This window comes from Pantoea sp. 9140 (assembly GCF_000745295.1).
Lineage (GTDB): Bacteria > Pseudomonadota > Gammaproteobacteria > Enterobacterales > Enterobacteriaceae > Pantoea > Pantoea vagans.
This window is the reverse complement of the sequence record NZ_JQNO01000001.1, coordinates 1,746,417-1,761,302: the sequence shown is the minus strand read 5'-3', so window position 1 is coordinate 1,761,302 and position 14,886 is coordinate 1,746,417. Positions and strand designations below refer to the sequence as shown.

Genomic DNA, 14,886 nt, shown 5'->3' with positions numbered 1-14,886 from the left:
ATCCTCACCTCCTCAGCTCACCGCTGCGATTCTGATAACGCCTGCGCCGCGCAAATCAGCGCCAGATGGCTCAGTCCCTGCGGCATATTGCCGCGCCAGCTCTGACTGCGGACGTCATACATCTCATTGAAGATATCGACGTTACCCTGGCCGTCCAGCATCGTCAGAATCTCCTGCATCGCCTGTTCTGCCTGGTCTGTTTCGCCCATCTCTGCCCAGGCTTCCACCAGCCAGAAGGCGCAGGCCAGAAACGTACTCTCTTCCTGCCTGACGCCGCTGTAGCGATAAAGCATGGCGCTGCCGTCGCCCAGCGCCTGCTGAATCGCGCGGTAGGTCGAGAGCATCCGCTCTGGATTGACCGCATTGCCGTAGCTGTGAACCAGCGCCAGCGATGCGTCAAGACGATCGTCGCTGCCAGCATAGAAGAGATAAGCCTGCTTCTGTTCTGACCAGCAGTGCGACTCAATCCAGTCACGGATGCGATCACGTTCCCGCTGCCAGCGCCCCAGCCACGTCGGTTCGATATGCTGGCTTTCGGCAAGGGCGACCGCCCGGTCCAGCGCCATCCAGCAGGCCATCTTGGAGTGGGTGTAGTGTTGCAGTTCCGGCAGTTCCCAGATGCCGCAATCTTTCTGCCGCCAGTGATCGGCGCAGCAGTTTGCCAGCTCGCCCAGCATGCGCGAGGTGTTGATATCCAGCACGTGTCCCGCTTCAATAAAGTGCTGTGCGGTGACCAGCAAGTCGCCATACATGCTGAGCTGCAGCTGGTCGCGGGCGTTGTTGCCAACCCGCACCGGTTGAGAGTTTTTATAGCCGCTCAGCGGCGGATAACGCTCGGCGGGCACCTCATCGCCGTTCAGAGCATAGCAGGCGCGCAGCCTGACGCCGTGACGCATAATCGTCTGCGACAGCCAGGAAAAGGCCGCCTTACAATCTTCCAGCGCCCCGATATAGACAAACGCTTTAATAATCAGGCAGGCGTCGCGCACCCAGGCGTAGCGGTAATCATAATTTTTCTCGCCGCCGATCCCTTCCGGTAAAGAGGTCGTTGCGGCGGCGGCCAGCGCGCCGGTCGGCGAGTACCAGAGAAACTTCAGCGACAGGGCAGAGCGCTTCACCAGTGCCGGATAGCTGCCCGCGTAGCTCAGGCTCTCCACCCAGCTGGTCCAGCCGGTGTGACTGGTTTCAATCCGCTGATCGATAGCCTCCAGCGGCGGCACCGCCAGCGGCTCTTTTTCGGTTACCAGCAGCGCGCAGAGCGATCGGGAACCGGCCGTCGTGCGTAGCGTGGCGCAGACCTGCTCATCGTCCAGCTCGGTTATCTGAATATCGTCGCTGGTGCGGAACATGGCCATGATCTCCGCGATGTGAAAGACCCTGCCTTTCTCATTGTCAGCCACCCAGGGCGAACGGGTTTCGGCGGCAGTGCCAAAGCGCAGGGTGATCGCTAATTCTACTTCACCGCTGACGCCCTCAATGCGGCGCGCCAGTTCACACCACGGCAGACGGCCCGCCAGCGTGCTGTTGATGGACTCAGTCAGCAGCACGCTGCCGCTGTCCGTTTCAAAACGGGTTTCCAGCACATTGCTGTTATCACGGTAGCGGCGCGAAACCTGATAGGGCGCGCGCGGCACGATCTGAAAATAGCCACCGAGTCCGGCATCAAGCAGGCGATCAAACAGCGGTTTCGCGTCGAGATTAGGCGCGCACCACCAGTCAATAGCCCCATCCGGCGCGATCAGCGCCACCGAGCGGCCTTCACCAATGGCGGCATAATCACCCAGACCCGCAAAGCCATCTTCTCTGACCGGCGAATGAAAGATCGGGTTTTCCATGGTCTGCTTCCTTATTTCACGGTAACGGGAATTCTTCTATGGGCAAATGCGGGACAAAAAAATGGCCGCGCTATGCGGCCATCAGAGACAATTTACAGCGTGCCGGTGCCGCCATCAGAGCACCAGACCTGACCGGAGGAGTAGCTGCTCTCGGTTGAGGCCAGGGTAACGTACAGCGGGGCGATCTCAACCGGCTGACCGGGACGGCCCATCGGTGAATCGGCACCAAACTGCTTCACTTTTTCCATCGGCTGCCCGCCGCTCGACTGCAGTGGCGTCCAGTATGGGCCAGGTGCTACGGCGTTGACGCGGATACCGTCGCCACCTAGCTGCTTCGCCAGCGATTTGGTGAAGGCAACAATAGAGGCTTTAGTCTGCGCATAGTCGAGCAGAATATCGCTGGGTTTAAAGGCCTGTACTGACGAGGTATTAATAATCGATGCACCGCGTGGCAGATATTCCAGCGCTGCTTTGGTGATCCAGAACATCGCATAAACGTTGGTTTTAAACGTCGCGTCAAAATCTTCCGTACTCAGGGTACGAATAGACTCATTAAATTGCTGACGACCGGCGTTATTAACCAGAATATCCAGGCCGCCTAATTTATCCGCAGCGTCTTTCACCAGCTGCTGACAGAATTCTTCAGAACGAATGTCGCCGGGAATAGCGAAAACTTTACGGCCTTCCGCTTCGATTAATTTAATCACTTCATCAGCATCGGGCTGTTCTTCGGGCAGATAGTTAATCACCACGTCTGCGCCTTCACGGGCATAAGCGATAGCCACTGCGCGGCCAATACCAGAGTCACCGCCCGTAATCAGCGCCTTGCGGCCGGTCAGTCGGCCAGTACCGCGGTAGCTGGTTTCTCCGTGGTCGGGAACCGGGATCATCTTGCTGGCCAGGCCTGGTGCCTGTTGTGGCTGCTCCTCAAACGGAGGCTTAGGAAAGTGATCCAGATCGAGCGTCTTGTTAGTTGGTGTAGCCATTGTATGCTCCTTGAACAGAGTTATCTGAGACATTAAGCCTGGCACAAATGTGATGTTTGTCACATCTGACTGCTGATTCATTCAGCAGATAAAACCAGAAGAACTTAATAATGCAGATAAAGCGTAGTCAGGAAATCGATATTGTGTGCTGCACTGTCCGATTATTTTCAATGCAGGCAGGGAATAATTAAAGCGAAGCGTAAAACCGGCTGGGGATTATTTCAGTACGTGAAATGTTCCGGCTGAAAATAAAAAAGGCCGGTTAACCACCGCGCACCGAACCGCGCCAGACCACATCGACCGGATATATTCTCCGCTCCTGCTGCTGTTCATTTTTGGGTGGTAATGTTTCCGGGTGCGCTTCCGTCTCCACCAGCCAGGCAATGGCATCGCGGGCAAACTGCTCCACCGGCTGCGCAAAGGTGGTGAGGTTATACGAGGACCAGCCCGACTGCGGAATGTTGTCATGTCCCATGATGCAGAGATCCTCCGGAATGCGCAGCGCAAAGCGGTGACGCGCCTCATCCATAAAGCCGCAGGCGAGCAGATCGGTAGCACAGTAAACCGCATCCGGGCGAATGTTACGCGTCAGCAGACGCTGGGCCAGAATCTGGCCGCTTTCATAGGAGGTGGTGCCGAAGCGTTCTACCTGAACCGTAACGCCCGCGTTCTGCGCTGCCACCAGAAAATCGGCTTCGCGCTTAAGCAGGCTCGGCGTGCCCGCCAGCGAATTGACAAAGGCGATTTGATTGCAGCCCGCCCGGACAAAAGCGTTAACCGCCATTTCCGCCGCCGGACGGGAGTCGAGGTTGATATTGAGCGTGCCGGGCAGGGATTCGTCGCGGTTAATCAGCACCAGATGCTGACCATGTTTGTAGCAGAGCCGGGTAATGCCGCTGTCCGGCATGCCGGAGAGAATGATAGAGGCGTCGGCACGGAAATTAATCGCCTGTTGCAGCGCGTCCGAAACCCGCGCATCCGAGCGGTCGGTGTTGATCAGCATCGCCACTTTTCCCGCTTCCTGCAGATACTGGGTCATCCAGCGCACCAGGCTGGCACGGTAGGGTGTCTCCACCTCGGAGGCGATTAAGCAGACAATGCCGCTGCGGTTGCGTACGAGGCCGCGAGCCAGATGATTGACGTGATAACCCAGCTCTTCAGCCGCTTTCATCACCCGCTGACGAGTGGACTCTGACACGCTGGCCCCTTCTGTAAAGGTGCGTGAGACCGCTGACCGGGAGACGCCCGCCCGGTCAGCGACATCCTGCGCACTCACTACCGCTTTAAGCTGCTGCATCTTTTTTCCTCGCCCCTGTGTTACCTGCACTGAGTCTGCCTGAATTTGCAAGGCTGTGCAAAGGATGCCTGTACGCCGGATGTTTCAAATTTGTGACAGAGCCTGACAATTGCACAACAACTCAATTGACAGTGCAGCCGGGTCACCGTACTACTTTGCTCATACCTTTGCACGCATGTGCAAAAGCTGGCGCACCTGCGTCATCCAGCCCAGGAGAACACCATGCGTTATCCCTCTCTGCTCGCTGCTGTCATCGTCTGCCCTGTGGTGCCGTTTGCTGCCCCGGCGGCGGGCCTTAATATGATCTGCTCTGCTGATGTAGTGGTGTGCGAACAGATGACCACGCTGTTCAGCCAGAGTCATCCCGACATCAAACTCAGCATGGTGCGGCTCTCTGCCGGTGAAGCCTATGCCCGTATCCGCAGTGAAGCGCGCAATCCCCGTACCGATATCTGGTGGGCGGGCACCGGTGATCCGCACATGCAGGCCGCCGAAGAAGGCTTAACCCAGGCCTACAAATCTCCTCTGCTCGATCAGCAGCAGCCCTGGTCACAGAAAGTGGCGGAGATCGCCGGGTATCGTACCGTGGGCGTCTATGCCGGTGCGCTGGGCTGGGGCTACAACACGAAACTGCTGGCGGAGAAAAAGCTGAAGGTCCCGGCCTGCTGGGCGGATTTACTCGACCCGGGCTTTAAAGGCGAGATTCAGATCGCCAATCCTAACTCCTCCGGCACGGCCTATAACACCCTGGCGACGCTGGTGCAGATCATGGGTGAAGACAAGGCCTTTGACTACCTGAAGAAGCTCAACGCCAACATCTCGCAATACACCAAGTCCGGCTCAGCACCGGTCAAGGCCGCCGCGCGCGGTGAAACCACCGTCGGCATTGTCTTTATGCATGATGCCGTGGCGATGGAGGTGGATGGCTTCCCGATTAAGCCCGTCGCGCCCTGCGAAGGCACCGGCTATGAGATTGGTTCGATGTCGATCATTAAAGGGGCGCGCAATCTGGCCAATGCTAAAAGCTGGTATGACTGGGCGCTCAGCGCGGAGGCGCAGTCGCACATGAAAGAGGCGAAGTCGTTCCAGCTGCCTTCCAACCGCAAGGCGGAGATCTCTGAATACGCCCCGCGCTTCGAGAACATCAAACTGCTCGACTACGACTTCAAAACTTATGGCGACTCGGCAAAACGCAAGGCGCTGCTGGGCCGCTGGGATAAAGAGATTGGTGCCAGCGCGCAATAACGGGGGTACCAGCCCGGCCGCCTGAGCCGGGTTGGTGCCAGACCGCGGTGGCGTAAGCCTGATGTCCGCTTCCTGATGGAGGTGATTTATGAATGCGCATAATCGTCGCTTAACCGGTGCGCTGCTGGCAGGTGCCGTCGCGCTGACGCTGCTGCCCTGGTATAGCCTGGAGCAGGGCTTCTTTACGGGTGACTGGCTGTTCAGCTTCTGGGGAGATGAGAACAACGCACCAGCGCTGGGACAGCTCGCGCTGCACAGCTGGCTGGGCATCGCCGTGGCGCTATGGCTGCTCTCGGCGGCCAGTGTCTTTCTGCCGCCAGGCCGCACACGCAGCACGCTGCTGCTGCTATTCAGCGTCTGCGGGATTCTTTTTCTGGTGCTGGAAGGGCATGCCATCGGGTTTAGTGGCTGGAACTGGCTGTGGCTGGAAAATCTCTTTGGTCCGCTGACACAGGGGCAACCGGCGATGGGCGCGGGCGCACTGCTGCTGCTGACCGTCTTTCTGCTGATCTTCGCTTTTGCCCTGGCAGAGCGCGGCGTGCTGAAAGGCGATGCCTTTGTGGTGGCGTCGATTGTGCTGCTGGTGGCGCTGGTGACGACCTTTGTACTCTATCCGGTGCTGAGCCTGTTTGTCGCCTCAGTGCAGGATAGTGACGGCAGCTTTAAACCGGATGGACTGATTGCCAATATGCAGGACCCCGCCATCTGGAGCCTCGCCTGTTTTACCGGCGACACCTGCGGCACAGCCTGGCGCACGCTGGGACTGGCGCTGATGACCGCCAGTGGTTCCACGCTGCTGGGACTGGCGTTTGCGCTGGCGGCCACGCGCACGGCGCTGCCATTTAAAAAAGCGCTGCGAATGCTGACCATTCTGCCAATTATCACGCCGCCGTTTGTTATCGGTCTGGCGCTGATCCTGCTGTTTGGCCGCTCCGGCGTGGTGACAGCATCGCTGGCGACGCTGTTCGGCATCGAGCCGGGTCGCTGGCTCTATGGACTGACCGGCATCTGGATTGCCCAGGTGCTGTCGTTTACTCCCATTGCGTTTCTGGTGCTGATTGGCGTGGTTGAGGGGGTCAGTCCGTCACTGGAAGAGGCGTCGCAGACTCTGCGCGCCAGCCGCTGGCGCACCTTCTCCCGCATCTCGCTGCCGCTGATGGCGCCAGGTCTGGCCAACGCGTTCTTAATCAGCTTTATCGAAAGCATGGCCGATTTCGGTAACCCGATGGTGCTGGGCGGCAGTCACGGCGTGCTCTCGACGGAGATCTTCTTCTCCGTGGTCGGCGCACAGAACGACCCGAGCCGCGCGGCGGTGCTGGCGATGATCCTGCTGGGCTTTACCCTGACTGCGTTTCTGGTGCAGCGCGTCTGGCTCTCCGGCAAAAGCTTCGCCACCGTGACCGGCAAGGGCGACGGCGGCCGTCATGTGATGCTGCCGCGTCCGGTACGCTACAGCGTTTATGGCATGGTGATCCCGTGGGGACTCTTCACCCTGGTGATCTACGGCATGATCATGATTGGCGGCTTTGTGCAGTCGTGGGGTCTGAATAACAACCTGACGCTGGATCACTACATCCGCGCCTTCAGCATCAGCGTGAATCAGGGGCAGCTGGTGTGGAGTGGCGTCGCCTGGAACTCGTTCTGGACCACGCTGGAAATCGCCCTGATTGCCGCACCGCTCACTGCCATTGTAGGGCTGCTGACCGCCTGGCTTATCGTGCGGCAGAAGTTTGCCGGCCGTCAGACCTTTGAATTCATGCTGATGCTCAGCTTTGCCATTCCCGGCACGGTGATAGGTGTGAGCTATGTGATGGCCTATAACCTGCCGCCGCTGGAGATCACCGGCACCGCGATGATCCTGATCGCCTGTTTTGTCTTCCGTAATATGCCGGTCGGCGTGCGGGGCGGAATTGCAGCGATGAGTCAGCTGGATAAAAGCCTGGATGAAGCGTCTCTGACGCTGGGCGCCAACAGTTTGCTGACGCTGCGCAAAGTGGTGCTGCCGCTACTCAAACCGGCGATCAGCGCCGCTCTGGTCTACGCCTTTGTGCGGGCGATTACCTCGATCAGCGCGGTGATTTTCCTGGTCAGCGCGCAGTACAACATGGCGACCTCGTACATTGTCGGGCTGGTGGAGAACGGAGAGTATGGCGTCGCGATTGCCTACTCCTCGGTACTGATCGTGGTGATGCTGCTGATCATTGGCCTGTTCCAGCTGCTGGTGGGCGAACGTCGCCTGCGCCGTGCAGCCCAACCGGCGGTGATCGTTGCCGCACCCTCTGTATCCACGCTGACTCAGGAGAGAGCCGTATGACGACCATTAACGCCGGATCGGTGGTGTTTGAACATGTCGCAAAGCGTTTTGCCGGTTTTACCGCGGTGCCGGATCTGTCGCTTACCGTAGAGCCGGGCACGCTGGTCACGCTGCTCGGGCCATCCGGCTGCGGCAAGACCACCACGCTGCGGCTGCTGGCCGGGCTGGAGCATCCCACCTCGGGGCGGATTCTGATTGGCGGCAAAGAGGTGACCCATCTGCCCGCCAACGAGCGCGACGTGGCGATGGTGTTTCAGTCCTACGCGCTGTTTCCGCATATGAACGCCCTCGACAACATTCTGTATGGACTGCTCTCCGGGGGTATGAATAAACGCGAGGCGCAGGACAGGGCGCGCGAAGGGCTGAAGCTGGTGGGGCTGGAGAGTCAGGGCCAGCGCCTGCCGTCTGAACTGTCTGGTGGACAGCAGCAGCGTATTGCAGTGGCGCGTGCGCTGGTGCTGGAACCGCAGGTGCTGCTGCTCGATGAGCCGCTGTCGAACCTTGATGAGCGTCTGCGCCGTCGGGTGCGCACCGACATTCGCGATCTGCAGCAGCGGCTCGGGTTCACTGCCGTCTACGTGACCCATGACCAGGAGGAGGCGCTGGCGGTCTCCGATAAGATTATTGTCATGAAAGAGGGGGATATTGCTCAGCAGGGTGCGCCGGAGACGCTTTACCACTCGCCCAACTCGGTCTTTATCGCGGACTTCATGGGAGAAGCGAACATTCTGCCCTGTGAAGTGGAACAGGCCGATGCGGATGACGCGCTGGTCCGTCTGGGAAATCAGCGCTTCCGGGTGCGGGGTATCGGTGCAAAAACCGGCAGTGCCCAGCTGGCGGTGCGACCGCAGTTTATTACGCTGTCCGGCGACGGTCAGGGCGCGTTGCAGGGTGAAGTGATCCACAGCACCTGGCTGGGCGATCATATCGAATATGAAGTCGCTACCGAGCTGGGCGCGCTGTTCATTATCGATCCACAAATGGAACAGCGTCTGCCGCTCGCCGCCACGGTTGGCGTCAACTTTAAGCCGCAGGGCTTAGCCCTGATTGCCCGTTAATCTGATTAACCCGAGGAGTTCGCATGGAATCGCAGGAAAGAGTGGTGCGACTGGCGTTAGCGGAAGCTGTGGCCCGCGAAGGTGGCGCGACCGCGCTATCTTACTTCAACCGCCGCGACACGCTGTTAGTAGAGACTAAGTACGATTTGCAGGATGTGGTGTCGATTGCCGACCGTGAAGTCGAGCAGCTGATCGCCAGCCGCATACGGGATGCGTTTCCTGATGATGGCTTTCTTGGCGAGGAGACGGGACTGCAGACGGGAACCTCTGATTATACCTGGGTGGTCGATCCCATCGATGGCACCAGCCCGTTTCTCAATGGAATGCCGAGCTGGTGTGTTTCTGTTGCGGTGCTGCGTGACGATATACCTGTCATCGGGGTGATTTTTGCGCCCACCTATGAGGAGTGCTATGTGGCGGCACTGGGGCAGGGCGCGACGCTGAACGGGCGTCGTCTGCAGGTCGATCCTGCGCGCACGCTGCAAAACCACGTCACCGGTTTTGGTGCTAACAGCCATGTCAGTCCGCAGCAGGTGGGCGAGATTGTAGCGGCGCTGCTGTCGACGGGCGGTAACTTCATCCGCATTGGCTCCGGCGCGCTGATGCTGGCCTGGGTGGCGGCTGGTCGTGTCGTGGGTTACTACGAACCCTATATGCACGCCTGGGATTGCCTGGCGGGTTACTGCCTGGTGAAAGAGGCGGGCGGCTGGTACCACCCGTTTAACATTGAAGGCAACCGCATCACTAAAGGGGCGCAGGTGCTTGCTGCGGCACCCGGCGCCGAAGCGGACCTCCGGCGTATTGCTGGTTTGTAGCTCTGTGACCCGGTCACGCTGGCTGCATCAGGGTCAGCGTGATTCCGCAGGTCGTAGCGTTTTCGTCAGATAGTGGCGCTGCATTCCGTCCTGCGGAAAATCGGGCAGGGACATCTGCTGCTGATAACCCTGTTTCTGATAAAACGGCAGCGCCTGAAAACTGAAGGTATCCACCAGCGCAAACAGACAGCCCAGTTTAACTGCTTCCTGTTCCGCCGCTTCCAACAGCGCACGACCCAGACCACTGCCACGCAGCGTTTCATCCACCCAGAGATAATCAATGCAGAGCCAGTTTCCTTTGCGCGAGGCGATCAATCCACCCCGTAATATACCTTCTGCATCCCGGTGAGAAACCGACAGCGGGCCCCAGTTCTCCCGACTGATAAATTGCCGGTTGTAAGCCCCTAATCCTGCCAGTAACTCTTCCCGGTCGTCGTCGTTTTGCTGATGAGTAAGGGTAAATGTGCTCATCCTATTCCTCTGCTAGCCATGTATTGTCTTTATCCCTTACAAGGGATGATTTCGGCATTATCCTCTGCAGGGTATAATTTGTATATTATCCTCTGTAGGGTATATAATGTACTTTATACCCTGCCGGGGATAACCCCTCTGCGCTATGCTTAAAGCCTGTGATCCTGAAGGAGTCACCCATGATATACAGCCCGCTACAGCTGGCAAACCGGCTAAAGCTTATCCGCCAGCGCAACGGCTGGACCCAGAGTGAACTGGCAAAAAAGGTGGGCCTGAAACAGGCAACCATCTCTCACTTTGAAAATGCGCCTGACAGTACCTCGCTGGCCACGCTGTTTAAGCTTTTACAGGCGCTGGAAGTGAGTCTGGACGTAGTGGAAAAAGAGGAGGCCAGTGCGTCTCAGTTGCATGATGAGGATGAATGGTAATGCAAAGGCTGATTGCGTGGATGAACGGTGAGCGGGTAGGCGTGCTTACCCGGCAGCGAAACGGCGCTCATGAGTTTCAGTATGATACCGGCTGGCTGAGTAACCCGCTCTCCAGGCCGCTGTCACTCTCACTGCCGCTGCAGGTTAAGGCGATTACCTCACACGCCGTAATTAACTTTTTCGACAACCTGCTGCCGGATAGCCCGTTGATTCGTGACAGGATCGTGGCGCGTTACCAGATTAAATCCCGTCAGCCGTTTGACCTGTTGCAGGAAGTGGGACGTGACAGCGTCGGGGCGACCATGCTGTTGCCGCCCGATATGCCGCTGCCCGCACTGCAGGCTCGCTATGAGGTGCTGAATGAAGCCCGGCTCGAGAGCGTGCTGTCAGCCTATCAGTCCGATATTCCGCTGGGGATGCTGCGTGAAGAGACCGACTTTCGCATTTCGGTGGCGGGTGCACAGGAGAAAACGGCGCTGCTGCTGACCGAAGAGGGCTGGAGCATTCCTGCCGGCGCTACGCCCACCTCACACATTATCAAGCTGCCAATCGGTGAGATTAAACAGCCAGCCGCGACGCTGGATATGCGTGAAAGCGTAGAGAATGAGTATCTCTGTCTGGCGCTGGCACGTGCACTGGGTATTGATGTGCCGCAGGCGACGATTATCCGGGCCGGTAAGATGCGCGCTCTGGCCGTTGAGCGCTTTGACCGCCGCTGGTCGCGCGACCGAACCCGGCTGATTCGTCTGCCACAGGAGGATTTCTGTCAGGCGCTGGGGCTGCCATCCTCGACTAAATATGAGTCGGATGGCGGGCCGGGCATCGCAGAAATAATGCAGATATTGATGGGATCGAGCAATGCCATCGAGGATCGCTATCGCTTTATGATGTTCCAGGTGTTTCAGTGGCTGACGGGCGCAACCGACGGTCACGCTAAAAACTTCTCGCTGTTTATCGAGCGCGGCGGCAGTTATCGACTGACACCTTTTTATGATGTGATCTCCGCTTATCCGGTGCTGGGCGGTACCGGCCTGAACAGGCGTGCACTCAAACTGGCGATGGGGCTGCGTGCCACTAAGGGGAAGAAGACAGAAATCGACAAAATCTTTCCGCGCCATTTTATCGCCACGGCGAAGCAGGTGAATTTTGATCGTGACAGCCTGCAGCAGATCTTTGACTTCTTCGTCCGTGAGTTTCCAAAGGCGGTAGTCTCAGTGCGCGAGGCATTACCGGCCGATTTCCCGCAGCACATCGCGGATGCAATCTTCAGCCATTCACTGATTATGCTGGAGCGGTTACGGCATAACGATTGATGGCGGATATGAGCTGGCACTATCCTGAAAAGCCCTTTCACCACTCTCTGGCAAACCGCCTGTCAGCTATGCTTATCTGACAGGCTTATCAAGGGAGTAAGGGTATGAAGTGTCCGGGATGTGAAGGAGAGGCGTTTGTTTACGCCACGCGTGACGTCAGTCTTAATACGGGTAATCCCGATGATGTCGTGCCGGATGTGAAGGGGGATCACTGCATTCGCTGCGGCGCGGTGATTATGAACGCCGGAACGTCGGAATTGTACCCCGAAAAGGCGGAAGCGCTGGAGAATGGAGGCGTGCCTGTTAAATGATATAAAGAGCCCGCTTAGTGCGGGCTTTCGTTTTTACTCATTCACCGCTTGAGAAACTCTTCAAAACGGGCCTGATTATCCACCAACCATGCAGGCAAATATTCCTGCGTTACTGGCCGGATCACCATTTTCCGGGGTCGGTTCCAGATATCAATATTCTGCTCAACGCATCGCCGAATATGATCGGGATTGTTAAACTCAGGGAGGTTATTTTCTGTGTGAGAAATGGTCTCCATCTTCTCACTGATACGGGCGTCGGTCATTACCCATGAGAAGTGCCAGCCAGCGTCTTCAACTGTTCTGGTACGCATCTTCAGCAGCTTCCAGCGCCACCAGCTGTCTCTGATTGGCGTACCCTTGCGTTTAACGTTGCGTAGCAGCTCTGGCTGGCCTCTGAAAAAATGCTTCAGATTCTTCATAGTGGTCATTTTTGGCAGGCGGCAGAGGCGGGCAGAGCCATCGTCATTAAGAACCTGAACGTTGAATTTATAATTATAGAAGTTATGGTACAGCGTCGTGCAGAGGTGGCGCGGGCTGAACTGCTTCAGAGCTTCAGGGCGGGGGATTTCATCTACATCCGATACCATGATGATATCGTCGTCCTCAGCGAAGTCCAGGCCGCGCATAATGGCGTTGCGCGCTATCGTCTCATTTTCCCACGGATCGGATTCACCGGCCTTCACCATTGAGCTGCCAGACACGAAATCATGCTGATAGATCGTCGGTACTGAGTCATTAACGACGTAAATAATTTTCTCGCGAAATGCCGCAAACTTTTCGATATTAAAACGGAGTCTTTCTCGACGCTTACCAGTAAAGGTATAAAGGGATTCAACAATGACGAATTTATCAACATGTTTATAAAGCGTATTCAGTCGAAGCTCGAGAAGCATGTCTTCATCGTAGTAAAGGAAACAATCGTAAATCATTGGCTAACGAGCCTTCCTGGTATAATTTTTAAATCATTTGAAACAATTATACCGCATGTTAAGCGTAAATTTACCTTTTACTTACGTTATCTGTACTTTTTGATGCGGTTAAAGAGAAAATATGATCTCGGGCAAAAAATCACAAAATAATAAAGAATCTCTGTAACACGTACTCCACACTCATCAGGCCTGTGTAGAAGTTTCATACAGGTATCAAATAGGTCATGCTTAAATATTAAACACAGTGCATGCTCACAACTGGAAGATATAAAAAAGCCTGCACAAGGCAGGCAAAATCGTTACAAGGGAATCTCCATCTTTTGATAACACGCAACGGGTAAGTTGTGTGATGGTGGCACCGTACAGGAGAAACATTAGGTTTACCCTGGGAACGGAAATCACAATCACATCAATCTGGCTGCTGGAGTGCGTTATGGATGCCAATCGCTATGCCCTGAAAATAATCCCTTCACCGCCGACTTATCCCGGTGCCGCCAGTCCGGTAATGTCTGATGACACACTGCATCGCCGTCTGGCTGCCATTATTCAGCGGATGCAGCAGCAGCAGATTACGCAGCTGATTATCTATGCCGACAAAGAGCACGGCAGTAATTTTGAGTACCTGGCGGGATTTATTCCGCGTTTTGAGGAGGCGCTGCTGGTGGTGAATCAGCAGGGCGGGCTGACCTATATCATGGGGAATGAGAACCTCAAGCTGGTGCCTTTTGCCCGCAATCCGGGACGCTGTCTGCATGCGCCGGTGTTTTCGTTGCCCAATCAGCCAATGCATGGGGAGCAACCACTGGATCAGCTGTTAACAGAGGCAGGCATTAAAGCGGGTGAACGCACCGGGCTGGTGGGCTGGAAGCTGTTTACCGGCAGTCAGCATGAGTTATTTGATCTGCCGCAGTTCGTTTATACCGCAGCGGCTCAGGCGGCGGGTGGCGATGTGCATCTGGTTAACGCCACCGGATTGTTTATCTCGCCAGACCTCGGTGCGCGTTGCGTTAACTGCGCCGATGAAGTCGCCTTTTATGAGGCGGGAGCCAACCTGGCATCAACCGCGATGCTGGCTGCGCTGGATAGCGTGCAGCCGGGCGTCACAGAGAAGGCGTTGGGCGCACGGCTGAATGCAGAAGGGCAGCCAAACAGCGTCGTCACTATCGCCGCAACGGGCGATCGTTTCGCCCATGGCAGGCTCTATCCGTCAGACAAACAGATTTTAACTGGCGACAAACTCTCACTGACGGTCGGCTACAAAGGCGGCCTGACCAGCCGCTCTGCGTATGTCGTCAGCGAGGCCTCTGAGTTACGGCGTAACGTTTCTGACTGGTTAACCCGGCTGGCGATCCCCTATTATCATGCGGTCGTCAGCTGGCTGGAAGAGTTGCGAATCGGAATTACCGGCGGCGAACTCTATACGCTTATCGAAACGGTATTGCCCAAAGCGCTGTATGGCTGGCATCTCAATCCGGGGCATCTGGTGGCTGACGAAGAGTGGCTGAGCTCGCCCATCTATCCCGATTCAGCGGTGACCCTGAAGAGCGGAATGCTGTTGCAGATTGATATCATCCCATCGGTGCCAGGCTATGGCGGCTGCAGTATCGAAGATACGGTCGGACTGGCAGACGCGACATTGCGTGACGAGCTGGCGAGCCGTTTTCCAGAGGTCTGGCAGCGTATGACCCGCCGCAAAGCCTACCTGACCGATGTACTGAAAATCCGGTTGCCGGAGGAGGTGATTTTGCTCTCGAATACGGTAGGGTATCTGCGCCCTTTCTTGCTGGATAAGCAGCATGCGCTGGTGCGGCAGTAGCGGATTTACCGGCCTGATCTGGCCGGTAATAATTTGTAAAATTTAACTGAGAGTAAAACGCAGGCGCT

Annotated in this window: 13 protein-coding genes; 8 read left to right on the top strand and 5 right to left on the bottom strand. The window is 56.8% G+C overall.

Translation table 11 applies throughout. From position 1 onward, the window contains the following. Nucleotides 1-17: 17 nt before the first annotated feature. The 3 genes from FA92_RS08350 to FA92_RS08340 form a co-directional block, all read right to left on the bottom strand. Nucleotides 18-1,835, bottom strand: coding sequence for a glycoside hydrolase family 15 protein (locus FA92_RS08350; RefSeq protein WP_033783128.1), 1,818 nt, complete (start codon nucleotides 1,833-1,835; stop codon nucleotides 18-20). 92 nt (nucleotides 1,836-1,927) lie between these two features. Continuing rightward, nucleotides 1,928-2,821, bottom strand: coding sequence for an SDR family oxidoreductase (locus FA92_RS08345; protein ID WP_013357890.1), 894 nt, complete (start codon nucleotides 2,819-2,821; stop codon nucleotides 1,928-1,930). A gap of 262 nt (nucleotides 2,822-3,083) precedes the next feature. Beyond that, complete coding sequence (locus FA92_RS08340) at nucleotides 3,084-4,118, bottom strand: LacI family DNA-binding transcriptional regulator (RefSeq protein WP_033783127.1); 1,035 nt, start codon at nucleotides 4,116-4,118, stop codon at nucleotides 3,084-3,086. Nucleotides 4,119-4,340: 222 nt separating this feature from the next. Here FA92_RS08340 and FA92_RS08335 point away from each other — a divergent pair, with 222 nt between their 5' ends. The 4 genes from FA92_RS08335 (at nucleotide 4,341) to FA92_RS08320 (ending at nucleotide 9,550) form a co-directional block, all read left to right on the top strand. Beyond that, nucleotides 4,341-5,363, top strand: coding sequence for an ABC transporter substrate-binding protein (locus FA92_RS08335; RefSeq protein ID WP_033783126.1), 1,023 nt, complete (start codon nucleotides 4,341-4,343; stop codon nucleotides 5,361-5,363). Nucleotides 5,364-5,451: 88 nt separating this feature from the next. Continuing rightward, on the top strand, nucleotides 5,452-7,677 hold the full coding sequence (locus tag FA92_RS08330) for an iron ABC transporter permease (RefSeq protein ID WP_033783125.1): 2,226 nt from the start codon (nucleotides 5,452-5,454) through the stop codon (nucleotides 7,675-7,677). Next, nucleotides 7,674-8,735: an ABC transporter ATP-binding protein gene (locus FA92_RS08325; RefSeq protein ID WP_033783124.1), complete on the top strand. Its 1,062-nt coding sequence runs from the start codon at nucleotides 7,674-7,676 to the stop codon at nucleotides 8,733-8,735. Before FA92_RS08330 ends, FA92_RS08325 begins: the two co-directional genes overlap by 4 nt. Before the next feature lie 23 nt (nucleotides 8,736-8,758). Continuing rightward, nucleotides 8,759-9,550: an inositol monophosphatase family protein gene (locus tag FA92_RS08320; protein WP_033783123.1), complete on the top strand. Its 792-nt coding sequence runs from the start codon at nucleotides 8,759-8,761 to the stop codon at nucleotides 9,548-9,550. A gap of 33 nt (nucleotides 9,551-9,583) precedes the next feature. On the opposite strand, the gene FA92_RS08315 is transcribed toward FA92_RS08320, so the two are convergent. Beyond that, the gene (locus FA92_RS08315; RefSeq protein WP_033783122.1) at nucleotides 9,584-10,021 is read right to left on the bottom strand and encodes a GNAT family N-acetyltransferase; all 438 of its coding nucleotides are present in this window, start codon (nucleotides 10,019-10,021) and stop codon (nucleotides 9,584-9,586) included. 179 nt (nucleotides 10,022-10,200) lie between these two features. Here FA92_RS08315 and hipB point away from each other — a divergent pair, with 179 nt between their 5' ends. The 3 genes from hipB (at nucleotide 10,201) to FA92_RS08300 (ending at nucleotide 12,073) form a co-directional block, all read left to right on the top strand. Then, nucleotides 10,201-10,449, top strand: a complete 249-nt coding sequence (hipB, locus tag FA92_RS08310; RefSeq protein WP_013357882.1) for a type II toxin-antitoxin system antitoxin HipB — start codon at nucleotides 10,201-10,203, stop codon at nucleotides 10,447-10,449. Beyond that, nucleotides 10,449-11,762 carry a type II toxin-antitoxin system HipA family toxin gene (locus FA92_RS08305; RefSeq protein WP_033783121.1) on the top strand — a complete coding sequence of 438 codons (1,314 nt, stop codon included), beginning with the start codon at nucleotides 10,449-10,451 and terminating at the stop codon, nucleotides 11,760-11,762. Before hipB ends, FA92_RS08305 begins: the two co-directional genes overlap by 1 nt. 104 nt (nucleotides 11,763-11,866) lie before the next feature. Beyond that, nucleotides 11,867-12,073: a type II toxin-antitoxin system MqsA family antitoxin gene (locus FA92_RS08300; protein WP_033783119.1), complete on the top strand. Its 207-nt coding sequence runs from the start codon at nucleotides 11,867-11,869 to the stop codon at nucleotides 12,071-12,073. Nucleotides 12,074-12,114: 41 nt separating this feature from the next. Here the strand turns inward: FA92_RS08300 and FA92_RS08295 are convergent, their stop codons facing one another. Continuing rightward, nucleotides 12,115-13,002: a benzoate transporter gene (locus tag FA92_RS08295; RefSeq protein ID WP_033783117.1), complete on the bottom strand. Its 888-nt coding sequence runs from the start codon at nucleotides 13,000-13,002 to the stop codon at nucleotides 12,115-12,117. 433 nt (nucleotides 13,003-13,435) lie between these two features. On the opposite strand from FA92_RS08295, the gene FA92_RS08290 reads away from it, so the two are divergent. After that, nucleotides 13,436-14,818, top strand: a complete 1,383-nt coding sequence (locus FA92_RS08290) for a M24 family metallopeptidase (protein ID WP_033783115.1) — start codon at nucleotides 13,436-13,438, stop codon at nucleotides 14,816-14,818. Nucleotides 14,819-14,886 lie beyond the last annotated feature (68 nt).

Bases quoted from the DNA above. Each gene is read 5' to 3' on its own strand.
- FA92_RS08305 (WP_033783121.1), top strand. From the start codon at position 10,449: ATGCAAAGGCTGATTGCGTGGATGAACGGTGAGCGGGTAGGCGTGCTT.
- FA92_RS08345 (WP_013357890.1), bottom strand. From the start codon at position 2,821: ATGGCTACACCAACTAACAAGACGCTCGATCTGGATCACTTTCCTAAG.
- FA92_RS08330 (WP_033783125.1), top strand. From the start codon at position 5,452: ATGAATGCGCATAATCGTCGCTTAACCGGTGCGCTGCTGGCAGGTGCC.
- FA92_RS08295 (WP_033783117.1), bottom strand. From the start codon at position 13,002: ATGATTTACGATTGTTTCCTTTACTACGATGAAGACATGCTTCTCGAG.
- hipB (WP_013357882.1), top strand. From the start codon at position 10,201: ATGATATACAGCCCGCTACAGCTGGCAAACCGGCTAAAGCTTATCCGC.
- FA92_RS08315 (WP_033783122.1), bottom strand. From the start codon at position 10,021: ATGAGCACATTTACCCTTACTCATCAGCAAAACGACGACGACCGGGAA.
- FA92_RS08300 (WP_033783119.1), top strand. From the start codon at position 11,867: ATGAAGTGTCCGGGATGTGAAGGAGAGGCGTTTGTTTACGCCACGCGT.
- FA92_RS08350 (WP_033783128.1), bottom strand. From the start codon at position 1,835: ATGGAAAACCCGATCTTTCATTCGCCGGTCAGAGAAGATGGCTTTGCG.
- FA92_RS08335 (WP_033783126.1), top strand. From the start codon at position 4,341: ATGCGTTATCCCTCTCTGCTCGCTGCTGTCATCGTCTGCCCTGTGGTG.
- FA92_RS08325 (WP_033783124.1), top strand. From the start codon at position 7,674: ATGACGACCATTAACGCCGGATCGGTGGTGTTTGAACATGTCGCAAAG.
- FA92_RS08290 (WP_033783115.1), top strand. From the start codon at position 13,436: ATGGATGCCAATCGCTATGCCCTGAAAATAATCCCTTCACCGCCGACT.
- FA92_RS08320 (WP_033783123.1), top strand. From the start codon at position 8,759: ATGGAATCGCAGGAAAGAGTGGTGCGACTGGCGTTAGCGGAAGCTGTG.
- FA92_RS08340 (WP_033783127.1), bottom strand. From the start codon at position 4,118: ATGCAGCAGCTTAAAGCGGTAGTGAGTGCGCAGGATGTCGCTGACCGG.